This is a genomic window from Nostoc sp. UIC 10607 (genome assembly GCF_047228265.1).
In the GTDB taxonomy this organism is placed as follows: domain Bacteria; phylum Cyanobacteriota; class Cyanobacteriia; order Cyanobacteriales; family Nostocaceae; genus Nostoc; species Nostoc foliaceum_A.
Window position 1 is genome coordinate 326,404 of record NZ_JBIQNW010000001.1, and the last position, 24,848, is coordinate 351,251.

A 24,848-nucleotide genomic window follows, 5' to 3' on the forward strand; every position below is an offset into this window, starting at 1 on the left:
GGAAAACTCTTCCCCGTGTCTACAATCCTAAGATGTTCTCACCGCCCCAGAGTAAATCAAACCCCGTTGCAGATCCAGCGTTATAATCGCCCCATCCCGAATCACCTGCGTTGCCTGCTTCACGCCGACAATCACTGGCACACCGAGACGCAAGCCAATCACTGCTGCATGACTTGTAAGACTTTCTTCTTCCGTAATAATCCCGGCAGATTTGCGAATTGCCTCAACAAAATCGGCACTAGTGCGAGGTGCAACTAATATGTCTCCAGGATTAAAGTTACTAACATCCATGCCAGTATTAGCCACCCGAGCGCGACCACTTACTGAACCTTGTCCTAATCCAATTCCGTGCCCTAGTACCGCCGTTACCACCTCTACCTTAATCAAATCTGTGGAGCCGGAAATTCCCTGGAGTGTGCCAGCGGTCATTACTACTAAATCTCCCTCAGACAGTAATTTCAACTCTTGAGCCACGTTGATCGCAGCTTGAAATGTCTGACCAGTAGAAGGTAATCCTAGCACCAACAGGGGTTTTACTCCCCACACCATTTGTAGCTGGCGCGCCACATTCACATGGGGTGTCACTGCCAAAATTGGTGTCTGGGGACGGAACTTAGAGACATTGCGAGCTGTGGCCCCAGTTTGCGTTAGGGTCATGATTGCCGCTGCGCCTAGTTGTTCGGCAATTTGACCGACAGCTTGACTAATCGCATTGGGAATTGAGCGTCGGGAATCTCTCAAAGAACGTAAATTTAAGTGTTGAGCTTCTTCCTGCTCCATGCGCTCGGCAATTCGTGCCATCGTCGCCACTGCTTCTACAGGGTAGCTACCGACAGCGGTTTCATTGGAAAGCATCACCGCGTCTGTGCCGTCTAAAATCGCATTTGCCACATCCGACACTTCAGCGCGAGTGGGACGGGGATTGCTCACCATACTGTCTAACATCTGAGTAGCAGTGATGATGGGAATCCCCAAGCGATTTGCTGTGGCAATTAGCCGCTTTTGGAGTACCGGAACATCTTCTGCTGGCAATTCCACCCCTAAGTCGCCTCTGGCAACCATCACGCCATCACACAAAGCCAGAACTGCCTCCATTTGTTCGATGGCTTCGTGCTTTTCAATTTTGGCAACCACTGGCACTTGCTTGCCTGTACTGGAAATTAGCTCTTTAATTTCGATCAAATCCTGCGGATTGCGAACAAAGGAAAGTGCCACCCAATCGACACCTTGATCTAGACCAAACATCAGATCCTCTCGGTCTTTGTCGGTCATTGCCTTAATTGATAGGTAAACGCCGGGAAAGTTTACGCCTTTGTTGTTAGAAAGTTTACCCGGTACAGTAATGCGACAATGCAAATCACCTTTGTCCCGGTTAATCTCCTCCACAACCATTTCTACTCGTCCATCATCGAGGAGGATTTTTGCACCAACTGGGACTTCTTCGGCTAAATAATCGTAGGTGACGCAGCTAATTTCCTGAGTACCGACCACCGGACGATTTGTCAAGGTGAAGCGATCGCCTTTTGCCACAACTATAGACCCGTTGTCAAACTTCCCCAAGCGAATTTTTGGGCCCTGCAAGTCTTGGAGAATAGCCACTGGCTGATTTAATTCAAAAGCGGTTTGCCGAATTAAGCGAATACTACGCTGATGGTCGGCATGAGTTCCGTGGGAGAAGTTTAGCCGCAGCGTCGTGGCTCCCGCTTCAATAATCGCCTTGAGCATTTCAGGACTGCTAGTGGCGGGGCCAATAGTAGCGACAATTTTTGTCCGGCGCAGAGAATCTCTTAATTGCATAGGGGCTGAAGTTAGGGAGCTATCTGGGAAGTCATCGTAACTTAAGTGGCATCTCCTTTTCAGTCACTGCTATATCAATCAAAGATATAAGCAGTTAGAGAGGGTTTATGGGAGAGTGGGGGCTGTGGGATAGACTAGATATAGTACATCAATCTTGTATCCATCCTCCCCACGAAGGAGTTTATCCCATCACTTCTTGCCAATTGTCATATCCCACTTATCAGTAAAGACTAGGCTACGTCTGGAATCATAGCGTTATTCATCTACTGATATGCAAAGCTGTGGATAAATCTTGCTATACAAAAGTTTGCAAAACTTTATTCTTCCCTAATCTTTATCGTATATTCGTAATGTTTGATTAAGAAGGAGTCAATGTTAGAGATGATCACATCGGAGGCACAAAAGCCACTGACAATCCCGCCTAAGGAATTTTTAGCGCCTCCTGGTGATTTTAATCCCACGCTGCTGCTGTTTTCTGTAGCTGTGGCAATGCTGGTGTTATCCAACTTTGGTTACTGGCTTTGGGAATGGCCGCACTGGCTATGCTTTTGCGTTAATACTATTGCCTTACATTGTGCTGGGACGGTAATTCATGACGCTTGTCACCAATCAGCCCATCGCAACCGGGTAATGAATGCGATGTTAGGGCATGGTAGTGCGTTGATGCTAGCTTTTGCTTTTCCTGTATTTACGCGGGTGCATTTACAGCATCATGGACATGTCAATCATCCCAAGGACGACCCAGATCATTATGTCTCTACGGGTGGCCCGCTGTGGCTGATTGCGGTACGGTTTTTGTACCATGAGGTGTTTTTCTTTCAACGGCGGTTGTGGCGTAAATATGAGCTATTAGAATGGTTCATCAGCCGCTTAATTGTCGGTGTAATTGTTTATATATCAGTGCAATACCACTTTTTGGGTTACATTCTGAATTTTTGGTTTATACCTGCTTTTGTGGTGGGGATAGCACTGGGATTATTTTTTGACTATCTGCCCCATCGTCCTTTTGCGGAGCGCGATCGCTGGAAAAATGCTCGTGTCTATCCTAACCCGATTCTCAATATCCTAATTATGGGACAGAATTACCACTTAATTCATCATTTGTGGCCTTCTATTCCTTGGTATAATTACCAGCCTGCATACTATGTCATGAAGCCCCTGTTAGATGAAAAAGGCTGTTACCAAACTTCAGGATTATTGCAGAAAAAGGACTTTTTTGAGTTTGTTTACGACATATTTTTAGGAATTCGGTTTCATCATCAAAAAGAATAGAGTTATTGCAGCATTTCCTTTGCTAATTCGAGAGCGGCGTAGGCGTAGCCCGTCGTAGACAAAGAATAGAGTTGTTGTATGAAGCGATGTCTAGGTTTGGCTGCGCCAACGCGTCAAAAATCTTTGATTTCAATAACCACACCTGGAGCGATCGCTGCTAGAACACTCCTAAGACAGGGTATCAATTGGAAGTAAATCAGCCAAACGTACAATAGCGATCGCGCCCCTTTTCTTTAGCCTTGTACAGTGCTTTATCGGCTGAAGCGATGAGTGCATTTGGCTTGATGTCGCAAGTGGGTATGACAGAAGTAATACCGAAACTAAGTGTGACGATATCCTTGATATCAGACTGTGCATGGGGAATTGCCTGATCGTGAATTGCTTGTTGAATCCTTTGTGCCACTTTGATCGCTCCTACTAAGTCAGTATTGGGAAGGAGTATCGAAAATTCTTCTCCTCCGTAACGCGCTACTAGATCAGCAGGACGATGAACTGTCTGTTGCACTGTTTGCGCTATTATGATTAGACAATGATCGCCTCCAAGATGACCATAGTAGTCGTTGTAAGATTTGAATTTATCAACATCCAATAAAATCAGTGACAGGGGTTGTTGTTCTTGTGCAAGGCGTTTCCATTCTGCTTGCAGTCGTCCATCAAAGCAGCGACGGTTAGCCACCTGAGTTAAACCATCTAGATTTACCAGTTGTTCTAGTTTCTGATTTGCATCTTCTGCTTTTTCTTTAGCAATTAGTAACTCTGCTGTTCTCTCCTGTACCTGTTGTTCCAAAGTTTCCAAAGATGTTTGTAACTGAAGTGCCATATTGTTAAATGATTTTGCCAGTTGACCTATTTCGTCTTTTGAGCTAATTTTGGCGCGGCTATCTAAGTTACCTGCGGTAAACTGGAAAACTATATTGGTAAGGGAAATTATTGGCTTTGTTAGCAATTGCCCAATAGCAAAAGCGATGATTGTCACTACTGAAGCGATAATTGCAAATAGAAACATTGCGTCACGAATTTGCTTTTCTACAGGTGCTAGGGCAACAGCAAGAGGTTGTGCGAACAACACAGACCAAGGTTTATATTTTAAACGAGCGATCGCAATCAGATTAACCTGATTACCTGTTGCTTTTAAAGATGCAATTAAATCTGACTGTTTCTGATCCAATGCTTGCTTAAGCTTTGACTCATTAGTTACCAATTCTTTGACAGGATAATTAGGCAAACTTCCTTCACGTTGCAGTTGAGTTACAACATCCAAAGGCAGAGGCACAATTGATTTAAAAAGTAGATTTGGTGCAGTGCTATGTGCCAGATAAATATTATTTTCATCTAAAAGAATAGCAAAGGATTTTGCCCCGGCTCGTTCAGTTTGTCGAGTTACTAACTGTTGGACAACAGTAGCATTGTATGAAACACGCAACACACCCAATATATCACCCTTGGCATTGCGAACCGGACTGCTAAAAAAGAGGGTAACAAGGTCAGGAATTGTCGGCGATCGCTTCATGCTAGAAACAAAGGATAACTCAGTTTGCGGTGGGTTTTTAAAATAATCTTGAACTGATTCATCTTTGCCAATATTCGATGTATGTGTATCCAATACATTTTTCCCGTTTAAGTCGAGCAAAGCGTATGAGAGAACATTGAGCATATCTTTGCGACTGAGACGGATTAATGTTTCTATCGCTAATTGCATTTCGGGACTGTCATCTCGCTGTTTTGGAGTGAGGCTGAGATAGCGTGCCAAACCTGGTAAAATCGCCTCTACGCGCACGGCATTGAGATTTCCATCAATAAAGGCATCTATTCTGTTAGCGGTTTCGTTAGCCGCCGCAGATAGCGCTTGTTTCGCGTTGTCAGTTAGCGCTTTTTCAGTTGTCTGTTTGTTGATAAATGCCAATAACAGCAAAGGAATCAAAGTAACAATGAGAAACGAAGCGATCAATCTTGTACGGATGCTGCCCAAAAGATTGTGCTGCATGGCTTTAAACTAGGACGGAGGGTTCAAGAAGGAAGAATTGAACAAACTTTTTAGCTCAGGAATGCGCGTCACGTTTCCAGAACGAATAAAAAAGTCTGCATATATCTTGGCAGTTTTGTAGATGGAGTTAGGGTTGCTAGATTGAAATAATTTTTTATTTTCACCTAAATCAGTTAGGTTTACTCCCTCCAGAGAGAGTGTATTGCTAGGAATTTTTAATACTTTGCTGACGATCGCGTTTCCTTCCTGAATATTTTCTTTCCAGTAGCTTGCAGCTTCCAGCCATCCCCGCACAAATCCACGAATATCTTCGGGGCGATCGCGGATTGTCTCACCGCGAAAAACAATGATATCTAAAATCAAGTCAGGGGTTTGTTTGCTGGTAAATAGGACATGTCCCCCTAATTTAAGAGCTTTAGAAACATGAGGTTCCCAAGTATGTCCAGCTTGAATAACATTATTTTTCAGGTGTTGAGGAATTTCTAAAGCCTCTAATTTAACTAAGTTCACATCATCGCTGGTTAAGTTAGCAGTTTTCAACATTTCAGTCACGAAAAATTCGCTAAAACCGCCTAGATTTGCACCCAGCTTTTTCCCTTTCAATTCAGCAACGGTTTTAATTTGTGATTGGGCGACTACTACATCTGCTCCTGTTGATTCATCTATAACAATCACGCCTTGTATATCTGGATTTGTGGCACTCAAGATTATAAAACTTCCCAAGGCCGATGTCATACCATCATACTTACCCGCACTGAAATTTGCTTGTTCCAATTGGGGGGATAGTTTATAAATTAGTTCCACATCTACTCCTTGGGCTTTGAAGAATCCTTTTTCTTGAGCAATGATGCCTGGATACTCCCCAATAAAAGATCCAAATATCACTTTCAAGGGAGGGCGTTTTAATTCGGTCGGTGCCCAAGCATGACAAGCAAATAGCAAACAGGCAGTAATGAAAAAAATAGTAATATATCTGACTAGTTTAAACATAGAATACTTGAGATTTTTTAATCATTGTCAATCAAATGTTTAACTAAATCAACTATTTGTTAAAATTCAATTTTACGGGTGAGTCTTGTTAAATATTAAATTAAAAAAGTTTATATTCTATGATTTTTTAGAATTAATTCTATAACAAACTTAGTAATTGCTTCTAAAACAGCCTCATAGAATTAATTAATTTCTTATTGAGACATATAAATTAGATTGTCAAATATTAAGTAATTTTATTCTGTATATTCCAAATTTGAATAATTATTTTCAGCATATATAATACCCAGATGTTTCGCTACCTTGTCAGATTGGGTTTGACTGCATTTGTCCAATACTGAAATGTTTCACCTCCAATCTTATCGCTATCCTCACGGTAGATTTGCCGCAAGCATTCATAAAAGGCTTGGGCTTCATTCTCCAATCCAAATGTCATTAAACACTTTAAGATGTGAGTGATCCGAAGATAATTGTGGTCAAATATACAGACCCATTCGCGTTTCCGATTTGGATAGTCTTCTGACTCGCTGACAAATATTTTTCCGTCATTATTATTGTGGCGTTGCAATCCATAAAACTCAAGCATGACAGTGAAGGAGTGCAGCAAATTTTGACGTAGGTGTGGGTTGCTTTGAAATGCTTGAATTACTTCCTCATCAACAATGGGTGCATCACGATTGAATGCACTTCGCTCAGGTAAAGGGAACAACCACTGAATGTAATTGTGGACGCACTCTAATTCTTCAAAATTCCAAGTCCAAATATCTTGAATCATGCGACCTTCTGAATCTCTTTGCTCCCCTAAGTAGAACAGAACAAGCATTGCAGTGAGTTGTTTTTGATGATTCATTGCAAACTACCTTCACAATTCAACATCTTGATTTTGGGTGCGATCGCCTCACCAATGACCTCAAATCACTATGACAAACTAGTAATATTCTCCCACCAGCAACAGGTTGAGCAGCCGCATCAGCACACAATAATAGTTTTGTGCTGTTTATTACATATATTTAATTCAAGTAATTTACACTTTTGACTTAACAGCTTGCTGTGATGCTTGTAACGGCTGGGGCAAACTCCAGTCGGGACGCAAGCTAGCGGCTTTGCGTAAATAGATATGATGAATTGAGGCGGAGGCTGGCAAATAGGCGTGGATTAGGAACCGAATGCAGCGCTGTAAGCTGCCTTCGACATGCATTTGCTGCACATCCAACATGGCCACATTATCCCAACCAGGACGCGCTCTAGCGATCGCAGCTGGAAAAATAGCATCCAAATCGCGTGTAACTGAGAAAGTCACACTAATCATGTCCGTCGGCTGGAATTGATTCCGGTTTTCTAGTTCATCTAGTAGTTCTGTCACTACCTCTTGCATTGCCTCAACAGTATTTTCTGAAACGGTTGTTGCCCCGCGAATAGCCCGCATTTGCCACTCCACGCCCAAATCCTCCTTAAAACATAAAAGTTAGGAATTAGGAGTTAAGAGTAAGAAATTGAGAGTTTTAACTCCTAACTCCTCACTCCTAAACGCCAGTTGCTCCACTTGGGGAAACCCCATCGCTTTTAGCGTCTCCCCTTCTCCCAAAGGGAGAGGCTAGCGCCAAGGGAGAAGACCGCACTGGCTCCTCCTAACTCATATTAAGGTCGATATAACCACAACGGTAAACCACTAGTAGACATTTCAAATTCGAGCCAATCAATACCAGCCCCAATTCCTGATGAAAACTGACGACTCCCTGGTAGAAGGCGACTCAATAAGGGTTTACGTTCTTCTAGGGTATAGCAGAGAGTTTTTTCTGGATCAAGTCCGACTAGTTCGGCTGTCCAGCGGCGGGCATCTTCTTCTGTGCCCAGGCGATCTACAACACCTAATTCTAGGGCTTGCTGTCCAGTAAAAATCCGGCCATCGGCGAAACTTTTCACAGCTTCTACTGTTAAAGAACGACCATCAGCTACCGTTTGGACAAACTGCTGATAACTTGTGTCAATCAACTCTTGCAGGATGCTTTCTTCTGGTTGAGTCAGTTCCCGGTCGAAAGACAATATATCTTTGTAAGGACCAGACTTAATTACCTTGAAGGAAACACCGATTTTTTCTAGCAAGCGTTCCAAGTTATTCCCACGCAGAATCACACCAATACTACCCGTAATAGTACCTGGGTTAGCTACGATGTGTTCGGCTCCCATGCCGATGTAGACGCCTCCAGAAGCCGATATATTGCCAAAGCTAGCGACGATTTTAATTTTTTCGCGCAGACGCTTCAGAGCGCTGTAGATTTCTTGGGAATCTCCGACTGTACCGCCAGGGCTATCGATCCGTAGCAATAATGCCGGAAACTTTTTTTCTTCTACAGTTTTCAGGGCTTCTAGGACGCGTTTGCGAGTAGCACCCGCGATCGCACCAGTAATTTCAATCCGCGCAATTTGTTTTCTAAACTTGGGCTTAAACGGCCAAACCATGATCTGTCAACATACCTCGTAATAAACTTAATATAAGATGCCCAGCGGTCAGAAGACCTGCTTTGCTCTGTTAAGAAACATGAGCAGGCATGGTGCTAATCAGGATTTTAAGGAAATTTTTATATTTTGCAGAGAGTTTTTTTTGATATTCTCAATGGATACTAATCAATCCCTTGAATATTGCATCCAACACAAAATGCCAAACTCTAGTCTAGCGCCCAATGTGATGACTTAGCACAGATTATTTTAGCTGTTTTGGATAATTCAAAATTCTAAAAGCCTTGGTTATTTAACCTTTTTGGATTTTTTAGGATTGCTTTATTACAGTAATACACCTGCGCTAGTTGTCAGTCATTAATAACTAATAACTAATTTACAATTAAGTATTTAATCGATAACTTCGGTCATCAATTTAATTAATAAAATTTCATTCCGCAATACTAATCTTTATTTAGGTTAAGACCAGTAGTACTTTCGCTTTTGGAAATATTACTTTTTCTTCTCTTGTGCAGCCTATAGAAAACCTGAGGAAGCTATTTCCACTAGTTATGAATCTATTCGTAAAATTTGACACCGATAATAAGCGTACATATCAAACAGTGCCCCTACGAAACTACAGGTCAAGCTAATCACAAATAATCCACGCAGGGGAGTCCCACTGCCAAAGGTGGCGAGAAAATGGATAATCTGAGTAGCGATCGCCTCAGGTAACTCTTGTAAGCCAGGGAAGTGACCGATGAGGGATAGAAGGAGCAGTCCGCCACCAACTAGGAATATGGGAGCGACAAAACTAAAAATGATTGTAAGTAGTAAAGAGCGGAGAAAGTTAGTAAAAATAGTCATTTAGGACAAACTCCGTGAGTAGAGATGACAATAGCTGGATAGCAGTTTGTCAATTTCTACAATACGTGCGATCGCTCCTGACCAACCAATCTGTCAAAAATCTTAAGTTTTCATTAAAATAAACGGCTACCAGTTACAGCACATGCTGGTGATATCAGAAAGAATTTTCATCTACAAAACCCTTGCAAAATAAAGGTTATAGCCTAGATTAGCACCTCCTTATTGGTTTACAGCACGTTTAATAACAGCTTCATTTTCTGAGAGCATCTTTAATCTAAGTTAATATTCAGCGTCATTGGGAGTGGGCGAGATGAGGAGCAAAGTAGCAGGGGAGAAAGGTTACAGCAAATCTTTCTCTTCTGCCCAATGCCCTATTCCCCATTCCCCATTCCCTATCCCAATGACTTCCGCTATTCTTAAGGCAGTTACCGAGTTAGCTACAGAACATTGAACCAGACTACATCCAAATCCAGTTTAGGAGAATGGAGTCAGCGGTTGCTGGCGGCGATTTTTCTGGGTGGGCAAGTACTAGTTCACCTATTGAGGGGCAAAATCCATCGGCGCAACACCTTAGAACAAATGGCAGCAGTTGGGCCAGATTCCCTATTTATTGCCCTACTGACGGCTATTTTCGTCGGCGCGGTGTTTACCATTCAGGTGGCGCGGGAATTTATCAACTTTGGCGCAGGAAACATTATCGGCGGAGTGCTTTCTGTAGCGTTGACACGAGAACTCTCTCCCGTGTTGACAGCAGTGATTTTGGCGGGGCGAGTCGGTTCTGCCTTTGCAGCCGAAATCGGTACCATGAGGGTCACAGAACAAATCGATGCCATGTTGATGTTAAGAACAGATCCAATCGATTACTTAGTTATCCCGCGCGTCCTTGCTTGCTGTTTAATGCTACCAATTTTAACCCTCCTGTCTTTGGTAACAGGGATGTTCGGGGGATTAATAATTGCGACAAATATCTACAACCTGTCTGATACGGTATTTCTAGACTCAGCCCGTAACTTTCTTGGTATCTGGGATATTGTTAGCGCCATGATTAAGGCGTGTTGCTTTGGCATTTTAATTGCCGTAATTGGTTGCAGTTGGGGGTTAACGACAACAGGAGGAGCCAAAGGTGTAGGACAGTCAACGACAACTGCTGTTGTGACTGCCTTGCTGATTATATTTGTTAGCAACTTCTTCCTTTCTTGGTTAATGTTTCAAGGGACTGGCAATGCCTTCTTAGGCTTCTAAAACTGATGATTTAGGAGTAAAGAGCGGAGGCAAAGCGTCTCCGGTTCCGGTTATAAGTGAGGAGTTTTAACTTATAACTCATAACTCATAACTCCTGACTCCTAAAATAGGAGAGATGCCTACTAATAAAGCAGGATTTAAGACTGTGACCAGTTCATTTGCTCCTAACTCCACATCAACTGTGGAACTCAAGCCTAGCTACAATATACCTATAGTGTTGGTGATTGCCGCTATTCCACTACTGTTGGTACAACCGTGGGTAGGCTCCGTTTTCACACTGTTTGGTTTGTTTCTTATGTTTCAGGCGTTAACGCTGCGTTTGCAATTTACCGCCACCGACTTAGATATTTACAGAGGCGAAAAATTGATTCGGCGCTTTCCCTACCAGGAATGGCAAAACTGGCGGATCTTCTGGAATGGAGTCCCCATACTGTTTTACTTTAAAGAAATTAAAAGTATTCACTTTTTGCCAATTTTATTTGACCCCAACACCTTGAAAAGTTGCTTGGAACAACGTTGTCCGCGTATTTAGTGCTGAGTTCCATCTGTGCTGAGTCCGTTTTGATCTAAACTCATAACTCAGCACTTGTAACTCAAGAATTTTATGGCAGGTCAATTGTAATATTTCTGAAAGCTATTTATTCGCGTCATAGGAATTACACTATTGTTTATGAACCCAGAGGCATCTCAAACCCCAGAACCAATTGATGAGCGGTTGGCAGAAAAACAAGAACAGAACAATGCAGTTGAACATCCAGTCAATCCATCTGTTGAGTCAGTGGTAGAAACAGGAGCCATTAGCTCATCAGAAGACTACACAACTATTGAGCCACTCATTTCCAATGCAGAAGTGGTAGATTCTACAGTAGAGCTAACAGAAAATTCAAATGGCGAGTTTGTAGCGCAGTCGGAAGCGGAAAATACCGCACTGGGATCAGAAAACCATTTATTATATGCAGAAGCACAGCAACGAGTAGCAGAGTTGCAGAGCGCTGAAGCTGCTCTCAAGGAAGAAATAGCCAAGCTGCAAGCTTCATACAAAAACCTTCAGGCACAAGTGAGTGAAACTCAAACCTCACTGGGACGACTTGTGCAAGAATCGCTAGTGCAGTTAGAACAACGCAAACAAACCCTGCAAATTTCTGTAGAACAACTAGAACGCCGTCAAGAACGTATCCGCAACGAGATGCGAACCACTTTTGCTGGTACATCCCAAGACTTGGCAATTCGGGTGCAGGGTTTTAAAGACTATCTCACGGGTAGCTTACAGGATTTGGCCGTTGCCGCTGAACAGTTGCAACTGACGCCAACTGTGGTGGAACGAGAAAAACCATCTGTAAAAGAGGTTAAACCAGTTGAAACCCAACCTGGAATACCGCAATTTGCCCAACAGCAGTTTCAAGATACTACAAAGCAAATTCGCCGCCTAATTGACCAATACCGGAATAAACCAGATTATTACGGGCCAGCGTGGCAACTACGCCGTACCTTTGAACCAATCCACGCGGAACGAGTCTCTAACTGGTTTTTTACCCAAGGGGGACGGGGTGGTTTGCGGACAATGGGTAGCCGCTTACAGAATATTTTGATTGCCTCAGCTGCAATTTCGATATTACACAAGCTGTATGGCGATCGCGTCCGTACTTTAGTCTTAGCTAATACACCGGAGCGATTGGGTGAATGGCGGCGCGGCTTGCAAGACTGCCTGGGAATCGGTCGCCCAGATTTCGGGCCAGACCGAGGCGTGGTATTATTTGAGGCGTCTGATGCTCTGGCTCAGAAAGCAGAGCGATTGACCAAAGCCAATCAATTGCCCTTAATTATCATTGACGATTCAGAGGAGCAAATCAGTCTATCACTGCTGCAATTTCCCTTGTGGTTAGCCTTTGCTCCTGACCCCAAAACCGTGAGAAACTATGATGATGACTTTTAAATGAGTCATTAGTCATTGGTCATTGGTCAAGAGGTATTACTCTTGACTTTTTTAAATTTTGAATTTTGAATTGTATTATGGCTATTTGGTTAACTCTGTGCGGCGTAATTGTTGTTATAGCTTACCTGCTGGGTTCTTTTCCCACTGGGTACATCGCTGTAAAGCAGTTAAAAGGTATTGATATTCGGGAAGTTGGTTCAGGTTCCACTGGAGCAACTAATGTACTAAGAACCTTGGGGAAAGGGCCAGGAGCATTCGTTTTAGTACTTGATTCTTTAAAGGGAGTATTAGCGATCGCTCTAGTTTACTGGTTATTCAATTTTGACCCAATTCAAAATTATATCCCACCAAGGGTAGATGCACAACTTTGGCAACCGTGGCTCGTAACAATATCTGGGTTAGCCGCCATTCTGGGACACAGTAAATCGATTTTTTTGGGCTTTACCGGTGGGAAATCAGTTGCTATAAGCTTAGGGATTTTGTTGGCCATGAGTTGGCAAGTAGGTTTAGCAACAGTCGGTGTGTTTGCCGTAGTCGTGGCAATATCGCGGATTGTCTCTTTGAGTTCAATTGCAGGTGCGATCGCTGTTCCCATTTTCATGGTACTTTTACATCAACCGTTACCCTATATTCTGTTTGGTATTGCTGGTGGACTATATGTAATTTTGCGCCATCGCACTAATATTGAACGGCTGTTTGCTGGTACTGAGCCAAAAATTGGGCAAAATGTAGCGACGGAACCAGAACAAACGGCATAATTGACTAACTGCAAATAGATATTTTTTTGCCCGTCTGCTTCAGCGGGGGTTAAGCTTACGAACTAACTTTGCCTTTCATTAAACGGTGGAAAAGGCGGCAAGGCCATAAAAAAGCTCCACAAATACTTACTGAGGCGATGGCGGCCACAACTCGCCAAGTCGAACTAGTCTCGCTAGCAGACTCTGAAGGATGAGCTTCTGTACTTTTAGCTAATTCTGGCACTGAATGAGATAGCTGACTGGCTGTACTCACCCCTTCAATCGCTGCTCCAATTAGATAAGCTACTAGGGCAATTACTAGCCAGTTATTCATAATATTCAACTGTTTGAACTCTGAGCGTATACTTGGCAATGAGCAATCATTTTATTTATCGTGCTAATGATTGCCGCCTTGCCCGAACGATAACCTACCTTCGGCCGTATCACGAATGAGGGGTAGTTTAGATTTTATATAAGTATTAAGCGTGCTATCTGCCTGGGCATCAATCCCCTGCTTCGCTTTTAACTGCTGGAGGAGCAATTGTACTAAAGCAGCATCGTCAAATTGGAGCAGGGTGTTGACCTGGGTAGACTCGATTACAGCCCAAAGCTGTTGCATCATTTTGGCAGTGACCATGAGTCTGTAACCTCTTAAGCTTTTCTTTATATTTACACAGATTTGGAATTTGTGGTTAGTTTTTATCTGAAGATTTATAAAGATGTAAGCTAAAAATGCCTGAGTAAGCCAATACAGTTAAGTTATGGCGGTTTTTCAATTGATTGAAATACAACACTCCCCATTCCCTGCCTGTGGTCTATAAAGAAAGAAAATTGCTGTCAGACATTATTATCCTCTCCAACTCTCCTTCACAAGGCTACGGTGTACACACAAGTAGACCCAATACTTTTCGGTTAAGGGAGAAAGGGGAAAGGGAAAGGGTTTGAATTTCCCTTTCCCCTTTCCCCCTTAACCTTTCCCCAGACTAAAAGAGAGATTATTGGGTTTAACCGAAAAGTATTGCAAGTAGACCCAGAGCTAGTTTCCAGGCGAAAAAGGTGGATTTCTTTTGTTCCCATGCTCTGCATGGGAATGGGTTATTAGGGGCTGCCGCCTCCAGTCAGACATTGAGTCTCTGACTCAATGAATGCATTCCCAGTCTCCGACTGGGAACGAGTCAAGCCTTATCAAGCTAGGTTTTTAGGACTTGTGTGTATACCGTAGCCTTCACAAGAAGAGAATTAGAACAAGGCTTTTGAAAAACCACAATGCAGACATACGTCAATCAGCGCTTTTTGTGGAATCAACCTTCAGTCGTTTTTACTATTGAGTACTTTTACTATAGCAATCCTAAATCATTCGTGAGAGACAAAATCGTTGTCATGCTTAATAAATACGTAATTTTTCTCTCCGTATTTTCTCAAGTTTCAATTCGGATTGCTATAGAAGTTTATTTTGAACGTATTACACAAGACGCTTCTTGTCCAGAAGGATCGGGAAAAATTGCTAAAGTGTGATATCCGGGGTTATCTGTTCCATATATCACTCGAAAAGTATACAACTTATTTTTACCTTGCCCTTCGGTAACAACTGTTAAAAGTGTATTACTAGTGTTAGGAAGTCCAGGAATATTCAGTTTTTTAATTCGTCTGAGTTGAATTACATTGGCTGCTGAGTTTTTGCAATCTCCTGTACTAGTATTAGGTTTTGGGCCAAACTGCATACATACTGGTCCATCAAAATCCATAGTTACTTGTGATGGATCGTTTAACCAAACTTTTTTAATTACTTCTCCAGCCTGAATAAAGCTTAAGTTTGTTCCTTGCTGATAGGAAACATTGATCGTAGGTATTAGCCCCCCTAAGCCTTGCGCTTGGCAGGAAAACATGGAACGCAGAACGGCGTTATTAGCTACAGCGCGACCTGCCAAAAACAACATAGCAACCGAGAAAACAAAGGAAGCTATCGGTAGGAAATAATAATTATCTGGGGTATTTCCTGACAAGTTAGTATTCTTTTTCATGGTTGCAAATGGGGAGATTGGTAGAGAAAACAAGGGGAGATGCAAAAAATGGCGATCAAACTAGTTACCAATTACCATTACTAAATCAAAAATCAAAAATTGGTGTAAATACTACCTCCTAAAATTGCATTGCTTGATTAACGTATATTTCAATATTTGTGCCTGCTGGCAAAAACCAAACATTAGTTTGTTGTGACATTTGGGCGATCGCCTGTTGATTACGTTGGGCAATTTGGGGTACTACAGAGTTCAAACCACCTTCCACAATCCCGGCTGCAAGGTTGCGTCTGTTCTTGGTGACAGTAGTAAGAGTTGTGCTGCTACTGGTATTGCCGTCAACGGTAGTTTGTGAAGTAAGTGGTTGGAGTTCAGTATCACTACGATTTATTAACTCTGCGGCTTTACTAATACCTCCCAAAACAAATAGTCCTGCATCCATTGATGCTATGGAGGAACTTTGACTAGGAAATCTATTTGCTATTAAAGGTTTACCTTGGGAAGCACGAACAAGAATTGTATTGTTGGGTAAGCTTCGTTCTGTAAGGTTGCCATCATTTTGCGAGATAACTTTAACTACGCTCATCTGCAAAAGACCTTGTTCGGAAAGTGAACGAATTTCAGTGAGAAATTCGGTGTTCGCAGGTACAGCGATCTCACCATCCGTAGATTTTAGAGGTTCTTTCAACCGGATAACAAATATGTTTTTCTCTTCGTCTCCTTCGCCATTCTTTCCTCTAGAAGTTTCCCCAAATATCGCTGTTGCCAACACAGCTTTGGCACTAGTTCCTACTGCTACGGATTTCTCTCCCTGCTGTTGCACTTGATTGACCGCAGGGGCAGGAGTTTCAGGTTGCGGGGTTTGTTCAGGATTGGGGTTTGGTGTTTGTTCAGGATTGGGGTTTGGTGTTTGTTGTTGCACCTGGGTATCACTTGGAGGTGGATAACTACCTGCAACGGTATTAGCTTTATCATCGACATTTACTTGACCGTAGCTACCTAGCTTTGCTAACCTTGCCCACTCTTCAAGTGGACTTGGTGGAGGTGGTGGAGTTGTACTGACTACGGGTTGAGTGTCTGGCTTCACAACTGGTAGCTGGGCTATTGGCAAAGGTTGAGAAGCAGGAACTTTAACGATGCGCTCAACTGTAACTGTTCGAGGCACGTAAGCTGTTGGTGGGGGTGTTGGTATCACTCTCTGTCTACCTCTAGAAGAAACTGACGGTTCTGGTTGTACGGCTACTGTCGGTGTTGATTTTGCAATTCTGAGCTTTTGTTGGGCGGCTTTCACCAACTCTGCTTGTTCTGTTAGGGCTAATTTCGTTTTTAGAGTATCTATTTCACCTTCTAGCTGTTGAGAGCTAGATTGATTAATTGGCTGCGATCGCACTTGCTCAGAAACAATATTTTTTGGCTTTTGACTGCTGGTGTTCATCAACTGGGACAAAAACACACCACCAACCAAAACTATGGCTAAGGTAGCAGCCCCTACCAAGCCTAATTTTGCAAAGGGGTTAGATGATAGGGGTTGCTTAGTCTGAACTTCTTGTGGAAGAGATAGCGACTCTTGCGGTGTTGCAGAGTCTTCTGATGCTTGGGTATCGGTAGAAGATTCTTCTTCAAAGCCGACCAACCTTGCCATCCGCGATTCCCAATCAAAAGATTCTACATCTTGTTGGCGATCGTCGGTAGTTAGAGTCAATAGATTTTGTGGAGGAGTTTCTGTGGGAATTGAATATCGAGTCATGGTAGACCTTGGTTTGGATTTCCAGAACAATTTTTATCTTGGATTTCACAGACATTATAAATTTCTAACCTGGCTTCACCGAGGCGGTAAGCTGCGAAGTGCGATGGGAGTGCTGCATTTGGTAGTGAAGTTGCTGGTTCATCTATTGCTCTAACTAAAATTTGTTTATTAAACGAAATTGATTTTCCCAACTTATCATAACCGCTAAAAACTAATTGATTGGCAAGCATCTCCACTTTCCACTTTCCATCGCCTACTTTTGTAGGTTGTGAAACTTTTTGTATGACTAATACATTTTCAGTTCCTCTATTAACATTTTCAAATTGACTATCTGGATTTAAGTTAATCAGTTGTGACTTAAGTTTTGGCTGAAAATCAGCAGCTACAAGTTGGGAACTAATTTCCCAGACTGTTGTTGGTGGCTGCTGCGGTGACCAGGTAAGCATTAAGCTCATACTTTCACCAACAAAGCGCCGAATAGTCTCTGGTTGTCGCTCTAAATTTTGCTGGGGGTCTACGGTTATAACACGACCATCAACAAGTTGTACTAAACTTTGAGGTGTGAGTTGCCGACCTAACTGTTGTAGCATAGACCCGTGAAATATCAATAACAGTAAGGTAAACACATTTAAACCAAATGTTCCTACTGCCAACAGTGGTAAGGGGTTATTTTTCTTATTTTCTGGTTTAAGTAACTGCATTAATATTTTATTAAGTATATAGATTGAACTATCATCAAATAAATTAGAAATCGTTTATCTTATAAAGTTATCAGATGTTCTACTTCCGCATTCTTTTAATTTATCTTCGTTCAGATTGTTGTAGTCATCTAGCAAACATAGATTACGAATTTCATAAATTTCTAATTTGTCAGCACGGATACTATAAATTGCTTTTTGCAGGGTAGTACCATTGCCTGCTTGTGAATTAGCAAAATAATCTGTTGCACGAACAAGTAAATCTTTATTAAAAGGAGTTATGAGTTCTGCACCACCAACTCGGTTTTTTTGAATTAAGTCAGCTACCATACCCACTCGCCACTTACCTGGGGCAATTTGTTTTGGTGGATAAACCCGCTTAATAACTAATTGTGATGTCATAACTTGGTTGGCATTTTCAGAGAAAACTTCTGGCGGTGTCATTTCTGCAACTGTGCTTAAGAAACCTTTGCGAAAGTCTTCTGATAAGGCAAAACTCGCTATCCAACTGCTGGTACTAATTTTTTGGCTACTACCTTGAGGTGTTCTAATAAGAATTCCTAAATCTGATTTGGGGTTTGCAACTTCTTCAATAGTTTGTGCTGGCAAGGTTCCAGACCAACTAAACATTGATATCATCGTTTTGCTGATGAATCGGCGAATTGCTTCCGGTTCTCTTTCTAAATCATCAATATCAGCTACTGGTTTCCCATCTATTAATTGCACAAAGTTGGGAGGCTTTCTCAGACTAAGTTGGCGAATATTTATCCCTTGGAATATGAATAAAAGTAAAACTAAGATATGTAAACTAAAGGTAGCGATCGCAAAAATTGTCAAAACACTTCCTGTTCTTTGTCTTTTTTCTAGTAAACGCACCATTTACTCATCTCCTCCTGCAAAAAAATTCAGCTATTATATATGATGATTTGCATATACTCAGCAGTCAGGAAACTAGCCAATACTAGATTCTTCTTAGGGAATTTTGAATTACTTATATCCTTTCCTTTACTAAAGAAGCCGTATTGCTGATAGCACTGAAGACCGCAAAACCGCCAGCAGCAGCCACAAGTAAGGATAAAATTGGTGCTAAAATTCCCAGAAAAATTATAAACCACATTAAGTCTGGATCAACATTAGCATCTTGACCTGGCCCATTTACAATAACTGCGGCAGTTAGTACAGCGATAATATTGAATGAAATCTTGGCGATTCCAATAGATAAAAATCCGGTCAGCCATGCAAAAATTGGTTTACCAGCTACAGGTAGTAAAGATCCACCTACAGCTATTGGCCCTAAAGCTGCTATCAGCAACATAGTAGCTTCTATCAAATTCTGGAAGGCATATTGTAAGGAAACTAAAAAGTTTTTGATGCTCGTTTGGACTGTAGAACCTAACAAAGAATTAAATGAGGTTTCTGATACAAAACCAGTGCCATATCTGATACTATCTACCTTCGTTTGTAGTCTAATTATCCAGCTTTTATTTCCGTATGTATCTCTATATTTCTGCCAGAGAGTGTTAACTTTTTCGGCAGCTTTGGCAAAACATTGATTTTGTTGTTCACCAGTAAGTGATTGACAAGGGCGCAGCAAAGAACCAGCTACTTCTTCAGCAACACTCATATTCAGTGCTTGCTGGTACATTTTATCTGCATCTGCTGATACCACTACTTGCTGATTCACACTGTTTAAAAAATTCCGCATTCCCAATGTCAAATTAGAAAGTATACTTCCATTACCTGAATTACTTAACAGGATCACCACTAGAAAAGGCCAGATTAAAGCTGATATGGGACGGGTATATTCGTAGGATATTAAGTCTTTGAGGAATTGTAACATAAAAAATAACAGGGTACCTACCGCAAAAAAAATACCCAGATTTGTCAGCGCTCCATACAAGTTATCACTGGTGTTGTTTTGTAATAAATCCAGCCATTGTTTGTCCCAACCTTCAGCAATACTTTGGGAAGTTGCAGTACCATTATCGAGAATCTCATCAATGCCTACTTGAATACCTACTTGGGCAAAAATTAGTTGAATAGCAAGTTGCATTTTGCGTTTTTGAATATTGTTTAGATTTTTTTGCTTTCACAAAGAGACAAAATTGTTCAACTTCAGGTGAAAGTCAGTAAGCAAAAAAGCTTTGTCTCGTTCCAAGCCTCTGGCTAATCATGAAATCTTATTTATCAACTTTTCTCCCAAACAAATCTAGTTGAGAAGTAGCGCGTAAAAGTCCCGCAGCTTCTGTAGATGTTTCTACTCTCCGAGCGCGATTCGCCTCTTCTGCCTGTTGAGAAATGTTTGCCAAGTTTAAGTTGGAATATTGCAAAGACTGCTCTAATTGCGTAGACTTTGCATATGATTCTCCAACAATTTTTATCTGCTCTTTTTGGATTTTCAGTGATTCTTGGTTGGTAATTAACAATGGTGCTAAACCCTGAGAAAGGACTGTTGCTACAGTGTCAACAATACCATTTTTATCCTTAACACCACCTAGAACACTTTGCCTAAATTTCTCAATTTCGTTGATTAATTCATTGTCCTGATTTACATCTGTAACGCTCTCAAGAGCTTGTTGAATATTTTCTAGTTTTACTTTTGTCCGAACTTGTCCATTCTCACCGAGTACGCCTTCCGCTGCTCCACGGGTGATTACACGATTGAGTTCATTACTAACTAAATTTCCATGCACAGCGGAATTATTTTCAAAGCGGTCTGATTTAGAATAGAGAATCAAATTATCACGAACCTTTTGTCCAGCATCAACAGGGTTAGGTATATTCAATTCTCCCCTAGAATTACTCAGAGCATTTTGACTCTGTACTTCTACAGGCTTTAAGTTGTCGCTCAGATTATATTGAAGATAGTTTTGTAAATCTGTGGAATATGATTGAAAATCAGTCCAAACCTGGCCTAATCCCGTCTGAACTTGTGCCATTGCTGGTAAGATTGCCAGGGATAGCAGCGTAAAAGTAAAAATGGTTGTTTTTCTCATACATCTATGCCTGAAAAAGGTAGACTAAATTAAGTTATTGAGTCGTAAATTTAGCTTTTTAACTATGATTTATAACTTTTTAACCCATTGTTAACTGCTTAAAATACACGATCAACTACTACGTAGGGTAGCCACTAACTGACGTGCAAATGCAGAAATTGCTTCATATTTATCGCTGTGAAGTTCCATCATTTTGCTGCGTGCAGTTTGTTCATAAGGGTTATTAGCAACTGCTGCCAATTGTTCGTAACCTGGGTAGTAACGGCAGAATGTATAAATACCGTTATCATCTAATAGCCATTGGCTATAAACACTTTCTTTCCGAGGAAAAAAGCTTTCTGAGGCATTACGAGCAATAATGTTGCGGGGATACTTTAAGATATCTGCAAAACTATCCACTGCAACTGGCTGAATGCGTCCAATCAATCGCGTTGTCAGGTTTTGCAAAATTTTAGATGCAGCTTTAGATTTGGCAATGGTATCAGGATCTTGCCCTGATAAGATGACTCTGATGCCGGCTTTAGCACCGTTCGCGCAAATTCTCCCAACTAAGTCGGAAATTTGCTCGAATTCAAATAGAATTGGTGCTTCGTCAATGAAGAATATAGAAGCTGGACTACTTAATGCGCGTCGTAGTGCTGCTGAATAGGCACTCAAAGATAGTACGGCTGCATCTTCACTATCTGATAGGTTTCTGAGAGCAAAAACTAAAAGTTGTGCATCGGTAGGAAAGCTGGATGGTGCAGAAATAGCTTGTCCCACACGGCTAGAAAGCCAAAACCGCAACCGGAGTTGAATTTGACTGAGAGCGTCTTCTACTCTGCCAGTTAAAGTACTTAGCTGCAAGTGTTCTGGGGAACAAAAATAGAGAAAATCTTTTAAAGTAGGGGTTTTTTGCCAAGCCTGAGTACCAAATCCTCCCGCCATCGCCTGTCGATATCGCTCTTGTATACCCTCATCAGCAAAGAAGGCTTCTAATGCTAAGTTGAGCAGCGATCGCACGGTTTGCGATAAAATTTGACTTTCAGTCGATGATCCTAAAACCATTGTCATCAATGCTGATTCTAGGAAGGCGGTATAGTCGTTAAAGCGATCGCGCTGTTGTTCTGGATCTAGCGATCGTAAATCTGGCTGTTCAAATAAGTTATTCGATTGTTTGGAGATATCGAAATAAGCTCCATTCCCCTCCATAAACTCTGTATAGTCTGTGAAAGTAGATGTACCATCAGGTTTAGGGAAATCTAACGCCACTACAGGAATACCATGCGCCAACGCCTGAGTCAAAATCCCTGATACCAACACCGATTTACCAGCACGAGTTGTAGCAAACAAAGCCAAATTTTTGTGTTGATTAAACAAATCTAAATGTATGGGTGTTCCGCCTTCTTCAGCAATCAACTCAAAGCCTTGTTTATCACCCCGTTTAGTTAAGACTAAAGGCATCAATCCGGGAACTTCACTTGTTAAATATAGCTGGCGACGATTAAAGGGTGTTGCTAACAAACCTTCCCAAACTATCGGTAGAGTTTGCAGCCAGATTTTCCACGCATACTCGGTTTCCCTAATTACCCTTGCTGGACGTTGAAAACAGTTTTCAATATATCTTGTTGCCTCATCTAATTTATCGACAGTTGGACGATGTACCAAAATAGCTATACTCGTATAAATCGGGACTGCACCTTCAAATAATTGTTCTTGTGCTGCTACCGATTTCTTCAACTTTAATTGAGCGTTGACATCAATAGTTTTGCTTTTTTCTTGAGCCATGATTGTCGTCATGTTTGACTGTTTCAGCACTCGTTGCAAAGTAGTTTTCACCAATGCTGGATTTGCCGCAGTCAACTCACAAAAAATTTCTGTATCTACTACTGTTTCTCTAGCCAACAGTTCCCATAAATAGCGCAGTTGAGCAGATTTATTTGGCCAACCTCCGGGTTTTTCGAGAAATGAGAGTGCGCCAATATAACGATTGTTAACATTAACCCAGCGGCGATCGGCACAAGGTACGCTAGACTCCATCAGCAAAGTTGTGCCGTGGATATTGTCTATCAGCAATTTACTACTAGCTAAATCTGAATTAACTTGCTCGTGCAGTCCTTGTTCATCTAAAGTCATTAACTGGGGAATCTCTATTGGCTGTGTATCATTAAACCTTTTCCAGATGTCCTCCCAGAGTTCATCAGCTGTCAAAGGCTTTACATCCAATCCCATTTGATTAGATAAAATTTGTTCCCAGCGGAGGAAACCCTGTTTGTAAGCATTTGTAATCAGGGTTTCGATGCGTTGGTTTTCTACTTCAGAGAGTTCACCTTTAAATTTCAACCACCATGATTCAGCTTTGACTAAAAGCTTCTCTATCCAATCATCTGCATTTGCGGAGTTAGATTCAACGGTGTAAGTGACATAAATCCGCAAGAATTTTGGCTTCCGAACACCAGAAATAGTCAGTTCTTTGATTCTAGCTCTCTCTGCCATCAACAAATATTTGATATCTCGTGATGGCGCATTCTTGATTAGCGATGCTAATTCTTTTTGGCGCTCTTTGTCGGAACTAAAAGATCCCAAATGCAGCGTCATTCTTTCACCGCTAGGGATGTCTTTCAATCCGGCTTCAATGTTATTAAAGAGTGTATCGATTTGTTCGGGTCTTAAAGTGGTATGAATTCCCTTACAGTCAAAACCAAAAACAAAGCAGAACCGATCTTTTTGAGTGCCTTTTGCTAAAAGGTAAGCACCAATATCACGCCCATTCATTGCTACACGTAGCATTGTCGCCAAGTGTAAGGCATCTTCAAATGGCGTTAATCTACTTTCATTTCCGACGACGCCGACGCTTTGTTTTCCGATTTTTTGCTTCATGGTTAACTTCCAGTAAGCTTTGATAACGAGCAAAGCCTCTTGTCCAAGCGGGAACACCAATAAATTTACTTAAAAAACTCCAACTCCTACCACCAGTTAATATCCACCAAGTTCCTATTCCCCAACCAGTCATTAGTACTGTCCACAACCATTTTTGAAACTCTTCTTCAAAAAGACCCCCAAAAATTCCATTGATAATAAAGTAGGAGGCTAAGGCAATTACTGTCCAAGGAAGAATTTGATCGGCCGGAATTGGGCCTAGTGAGGGTTGGCTTCCCAGAACTTGGTTGACTGGACGAAATTCTTGTTCCCGCTCTTGAGACATTTGAAATATCTGAATTATTTACTGCTATCGCCAATTACAAAGCGTGTGAGTACATCAGCAATGGTAACAGCAACAACCACTAATAAGGGTGTTCTGGCAATGCTTTGCCAATCTTCATCTTTACGCACTGCGTTAATCACACCAACCAAAGAAATTGCAATATAGAGTAAGTAAATTGCCCGTAACACATTAAATATCAAACTTACTGCTGTGTCGCTACCACCAGCATTTGTTGACGAGCCATCTTGTAAGGTTTTTTTGAAAAACTTTTCAGCTTCCCCAAAAAACTGTGCTTGTGCAGGGGCTGCAAAACAGTCTAACCAATATAAACTCAGAATGATGGCTGCTGCTAAAATTTGTAATAATATTAGCGATCGCCTTGGTAAATTCACCTGCTGCCCAATTTGCTGGGTGATGACTGTAATTAAACTACCAACTAGTAAACAAAAAAGCAGGATAGGACTTTTTAGGCTGATAACGCTTACAAGTACAGCACAAGCAATTAAAAAGGGTATAGATTCAACCAGAATCATCAAGCTGGATTTCAGCCCCAGTCTTAACTTATGAGATCCTTTGACTGTGCTACCAGTTAAAGCTTTGAAAAAGTTTCTCCCATGAGAACTTTGTCTAGACATTTGCTAATTTTCCTATGATGTACTTGAGTGTTGGTTGTCTAAAAATTTACAATGTTTAAATCAATTTAACATGATTTAACATTTATTTTTAACCAAATTTCTGAACTTGCAGTAAAGTCTTACATTATATACAACTATTATTAAGTTAAATAAATATTAATATTTATTTAAAAGCAAGTATGCGTCATTTGAGAAGCTAGGTTGTGAGCCTCAAACCAGAACTCGCTCCTACAGTCCTCCTCAAGTTTTGCCCTGCTAGCGATTTAGCCTCACTTAGAGGTTAGGGAATGCAGTAAAAACGGGAGATAATGT

Annotated in this window: 23 protein-coding genes; 5 read left to right on the forward strand and 18 right to left on the reverse strand. The window is 41.5% G+C overall.

Features of this window, described 5'->3' with window-relative positions; translation table 11 throughout:
* Positions 1-27: 27 nt before the first annotated feature.
* Positions 28-1,797 (reverse strand): pyruvate kinase, encoded by a 1,770-nt coding sequence (gene pyk / locus ACEYW6_RS01300; RefSeq protein ID WP_196511155.1) that lies wholly within the window; start codon positions 1,795-1,797, stop codon positions 28-30.
* Between the two features lie 381 nt (positions 1,798-2,178).
* Here pyk and crtR point away from each other — a divergent pair, with 381 nt between their 5' ends.
* Complete coding sequence (crtR, locus tag ACEYW6_RS01305) at positions 2,179-3,069, forward strand: beta-carotene hydroxylase (protein ID WP_190891462.1); 891 nt, start codon at positions 2,179-2,181, stop codon at positions 3,067-3,069.
* A 196-nt stretch (positions 3,070-3,265) separates the two neighbouring features.
* Here crtR and ACEYW6_RS01310 read toward each other — a convergent pair whose 3' ends face one another.
* The 6 genes from ACEYW6_RS01310 to ACEYW6_RS01335 form a co-directional block, all read right to left on the reverse strand.
* Positions 3,266-5,053 carry a diguanylate cyclase domain-containing protein gene (locus ACEYW6_RS01310; protein WP_412978331.1) on the reverse strand — a complete coding sequence of 596 codons (1,788 nt, stop codon included), beginning with the start codon at positions 5,051-5,053 and terminating at the stop codon, positions 3,266-3,268.
* A 9-nt stretch (positions 5,054-5,062) separates the two neighbouring features.
* Complete coding sequence (locus tag ACEYW6_RS01315) at positions 5,063-6,043, reverse strand: ABC transporter substrate-binding protein (RefSeq protein WP_412978332.1); 981 nt, start codon at positions 6,041-6,043, stop codon at positions 5,063-5,065.
* A gap of 298 nt (positions 6,044-6,341) precedes the next feature.
* The gene (locus tag ACEYW6_RS01320) at positions 6,342-6,893 is read right to left on the reverse strand and encodes an opioid growth factor receptor-related protein (RefSeq protein WP_412978333.1); all 552 of its coding nucleotides are present in this window, start codon (positions 6,891-6,893) and stop codon (positions 6,342-6,344) included.
* Positions 6,894-7,067: 174 nt separating this feature from the next.
* Positions 7,068-7,469 carry a chorismate mutase gene (gene aroH, locus ACEYW6_RS01325; protein ID WP_412978334.1) on the reverse strand — a complete coding sequence of 134 codons (402 nt, stop codon included), beginning with the start codon at positions 7,467-7,469 and terminating at the stop codon, positions 7,068-7,070.
* Positions 7,470-7,681: 212 nt separating this feature from the next.
* Positions 7,682-8,503 (reverse strand): signal peptide peptidase SppA, encoded by an 822-nt coding sequence (sppA, locus tag ACEYW6_RS01330; protein ID WP_412978335.1) that lies wholly within the window; start codon positions 8,501-8,503, stop codon positions 7,682-7,684.
* A gap of 546 nt (positions 8,504-9,049) precedes the next feature.
* Positions 9,050-9,346 carry a hypothetical protein gene (locus ACEYW6_RS01335; protein ID WP_190890891.1) on the reverse strand — a complete coding sequence of 99 codons (297 nt, stop codon included), beginning with the start codon at positions 9,344-9,346 and terminating at the stop codon, positions 9,050-9,052.
* A 447-nt stretch (positions 9,347-9,793) separates the two neighbouring features.
* Here ACEYW6_RS01335 and ACEYW6_RS01340 point away from each other — a divergent pair, with 447 nt between their 5' ends.
* The 4 genes from ACEYW6_RS01340 to plsY all read left to right on the forward strand — a co-directional run bounded on the left by ACEYW6_RS01340 (position 9,794) and on the right by plsY (position 13,279).
* Positions 9,794-10,588: an MlaE family lipid ABC transporter permease subunit gene (locus tag ACEYW6_RS01340; RefSeq protein WP_190890893.1), complete on the forward strand. Its 795-nt coding sequence runs from the start codon at positions 9,794-9,796 to the stop codon at positions 10,586-10,588.
* 115 nt (positions 10,589-10,703) lie between these two features.
* The gene (locus tag ACEYW6_RS01345) at positions 10,704-11,120 is read left to right on the forward strand and encodes a DUF3119 family protein (RefSeq protein WP_190890895.1); all 417 of its coding nucleotides are present in this window, start codon (positions 10,704-10,706) and stop codon (positions 11,118-11,120) included.
* Positions 11,121-11,258: 138 nt separating this feature from the next.
* Positions 11,259-12,521: a DUF3086 domain-containing protein gene (locus ACEYW6_RS01350; protein WP_412978336.1), complete on the forward strand. Its 1,263-nt coding sequence runs from the start codon at positions 11,259-11,261 to the stop codon at positions 12,519-12,521.
* Between the two features lie 77 nt (positions 12,522-12,598).
* Positions 12,599-13,279, forward strand: coding sequence for a glycerol-3-phosphate 1-O-acyltransferase PlsY (plsY, locus tag ACEYW6_RS01355; RefSeq protein ID WP_412978337.1), 681 nt, complete (start codon positions 12,599-12,601; stop codon positions 13,277-13,279).
* A 55-nt stretch (positions 13,280-13,334) separates the two neighbouring features.
* Here the strand turns inward: plsY and ACEYW6_RS01360 are convergent, their stop codons facing one another.
* The 11 genes from ACEYW6_RS01360 to ACEYW6_RS01410 all read right to left on the reverse strand — a co-directional run bounded on the left by ACEYW6_RS01360 (position 13,335) and on the right by ACEYW6_RS01410 (position 24,536).
* Entirely contained in the window at positions 13,335-13,592 is a 258-nt protein-coding gene (locus ACEYW6_RS01360; RefSeq protein WP_412978338.1) for a hypothetical protein, read from the reverse strand.
* Between the two features lie 63 nt (positions 13,593-13,655).
* Entirely contained in the window at positions 13,656-13,895 is a 240-nt protein-coding gene (locus ACEYW6_RS01365) for a hypothetical protein (protein WP_190890903.1), read from the reverse strand.
* Between the two features lie 811 nt (positions 13,896-14,706).
* Positions 14,707-15,279 carry a hypothetical protein gene (locus tag ACEYW6_RS01370; RefSeq protein WP_412978339.1) on the reverse strand — a complete coding sequence of 191 codons (573 nt, stop codon included), beginning with the start codon at positions 15,277-15,279 and terminating at the stop codon, positions 14,707-14,709.
* A gap of 118 nt (positions 15,280-15,397) precedes the next feature.
* A complete protein-coding gene (locus ACEYW6_RS01375) occupies positions 15,398-17,023 on the reverse strand; it encodes a hypothetical protein (protein WP_412978340.1) in 1,626 nt (541 codons plus the stop codon).
* Complete coding sequence (locus ACEYW6_RS01380; RefSeq protein WP_412978341.1) at positions 17,020-17,724, reverse strand: hypothetical protein; 705 nt, start codon at positions 17,722-17,724, stop codon at positions 17,020-17,022. Before ACEYW6_RS01380 ends, ACEYW6_RS01375 begins: the two co-directional genes overlap by 4 nt.
* A 54-nt stretch (positions 17,725-17,778) precedes the next feature.
* Positions 17,779-18,600, reverse strand: coding sequence for a hypothetical protein (locus ACEYW6_RS01385; protein ID WP_196512826.1), 822 nt, complete (start codon positions 18,598-18,600; stop codon positions 17,779-17,781).
* A 112-nt stretch (positions 18,601-18,712) separates the two neighbouring features.
* Positions 18,713-19,774: a hypothetical protein gene (locus tag ACEYW6_RS01390; protein ID WP_412978342.1), complete on the reverse strand. Its 1,062-nt coding sequence runs from the start codon at positions 19,772-19,774 to the stop codon at positions 18,713-18,715.
* A gap of 127 nt (positions 19,775-19,901) precedes the next feature.
* Positions 19,902-20,717, reverse strand: coding sequence for a hypothetical protein (locus ACEYW6_RS01395; protein ID WP_412978343.1), 816 nt, complete (start codon positions 20,715-20,717; stop codon positions 19,902-19,904).
* Positions 20,718-20,828: 111 nt separating this feature from the next.
* Positions 20,829-23,576: a hypothetical protein gene (locus tag ACEYW6_RS01400; protein ID WP_412978344.1), complete on the reverse strand. Its 2,748-nt coding sequence runs from the start codon at positions 23,574-23,576 to the stop codon at positions 20,829-20,831.
* Entirely contained in the window at positions 23,530-23,901 is a 372-nt protein-coding gene (locus tag ACEYW6_RS01405) for a hypothetical protein (protein ID WP_190890919.1), read from the reverse strand. The genes ACEYW6_RS01400 and ACEYW6_RS01405 overlap by 47 nt, the downstream gene beginning before the upstream one ends.
* A gap of 14 nt (positions 23,902-23,915) precedes the next feature.
* A complete protein-coding gene (locus tag ACEYW6_RS01410) occupies positions 23,916-24,536 on the reverse strand; it encodes a hypothetical protein (RefSeq protein WP_190890921.1) in 621 nt (206 codons plus the stop codon).
* Positions 24,537-24,848: the final 312 nt, after the last annotated feature.

Bases quoted from the DNA above. Each gene is read 5' to 3' on its own strand.
- pyk (WP_196511155.1), bottom strand. From the start codon at position 1,797: ATGCAATTAAGAGATTCTCTGCGCCGGACAAAAATTGTCGCTACTATT.
- crtR (WP_190891462.1), top strand. From the start codon at position 2,179: ATGATCACATCGGAGGCACAAAAGCCACTGACAATCCCGCCTAAGGAA.
- ACEYW6_RS01310 (WP_412978331.1), bottom strand. From the start codon at position 5,053: ATGCAGCACAATCTTTTGGGCAGCATCCGTACAAGATTGATCGCTTCG.
- ACEYW6_RS01315 (WP_412978332.1), bottom strand. From the start codon at position 6,043: ATGTTTAAACTAGTCAGATATATTACTATTTTTTTCATTACTGCCTGT.
- ACEYW6_RS01320 (WP_412978333.1), bottom strand. From the start codon at position 6,893: ATGAATCATCAAAAACAACTCACTGCAATGCTTGTTCTGTTCTACTTA.
- aroH (WP_412978334.1), bottom strand. From the start codon at position 7,469: ATGCGGGCTATTCGCGGGGCAACAACCGTTTCAGAAAATACTGTTGAG.
- sppA (WP_412978335.1), bottom strand. From the start codon at position 8,503: ATGGTTTGGCCGTTTAAGCCCAAGTTTAGAAAACAAATTGCGCGGATT.
- ACEYW6_RS01335 (WP_190890891.1), bottom strand. From the start codon at position 9,346: ATGACTATTTTTACTAACTTTCTCCGCTCTTTACTACTTACAATCATT.
- ACEYW6_RS01345 (WP_190890895.1), top strand. From the start codon at position 10,704: ATGCCTACTAATAAAGCAGGATTTAAGACTGTGACCAGTTCATTTGCT.
- ACEYW6_RS01350 (WP_412978336.1), top strand. From the start codon at position 11,259: ATGAACCCAGAGGCATCTCAAACCCCAGAACCAATTGATGAGCGGTTG.
- plsY (WP_412978337.1), top strand. From the start codon at position 12,599: ATGGCTATTTGGTTAACTCTGTGCGGCGTAATTGTTGTTATAGCTTAC.
- ACEYW6_RS01360 (WP_412978338.1), bottom strand. From the start codon at position 13,592: ATGAATAACTGGCTAGTAATTGCCCTAGTAGCTTATCTAATTGGAGCA.
- ACEYW6_RS01365 (WP_190890903.1), bottom strand. From the start codon at position 13,895: ATGGTCACTGCCAAAATGATGCAACAGCTTTGGGCTGTAATCGAGTCT.
- ACEYW6_RS01370 (WP_412978339.1), bottom strand. From the start codon at position 15,279: ATGAAAAAGAATACTAACTTGTCAGGAAATACCCCAGATAATTATTAT.
- ACEYW6_RS01375 (WP_412978340.1), bottom strand. From the start codon at position 17,023: ATGACTCGATATTCAATTCCCACAGAAACTCCTCCACAAAATCTATTG.
- ACEYW6_RS01380 (WP_412978341.1), bottom strand. From the start codon at position 17,724: ATGCAGTTACTTAAACCAGAAAATAAGAAAAATAACCCCTTACCACTG.
- ACEYW6_RS01385 (WP_196512826.1), bottom strand. From the start codon at position 18,600: ATGGTGCGTTTACTAGAAAAAAGACAAAGAACAGGAAGTGTTTTGACA.
- ACEYW6_RS01390 (WP_412978342.1), bottom strand. From the start codon at position 19,774: ATGCAACTTGCTATTCAACTAATTTTTGCCCAAGTAGGTATTCAAGTA.
- ACEYW6_RS01395 (WP_412978343.1), bottom strand. From the start codon at position 20,717: ATGAGAAAAACAACCATTTTTACTTTTACGCTGCTATCCCTGGCAATC.
- ACEYW6_RS01400 (WP_412978344.1), bottom strand. From the start codon at position 23,576: ATGAAGCAAAAAATCGGAAAACAAAGCGTCGGCGTCGTCGGAAATGAA.
- ACEYW6_RS01405 (WP_190890919.1), bottom strand. From the start codon at position 23,901: ATGTCTCAAGAGCGGGAACAAGAATTTCGTCCAGTCAACCAAGTTCTG.
- ACEYW6_RS01410 (WP_190890921.1), bottom strand. From the start codon at position 24,536: ATGTCTAGACAAAGTTCTCATGGGAGAAACTTTTTCAAAGCTTTAACT.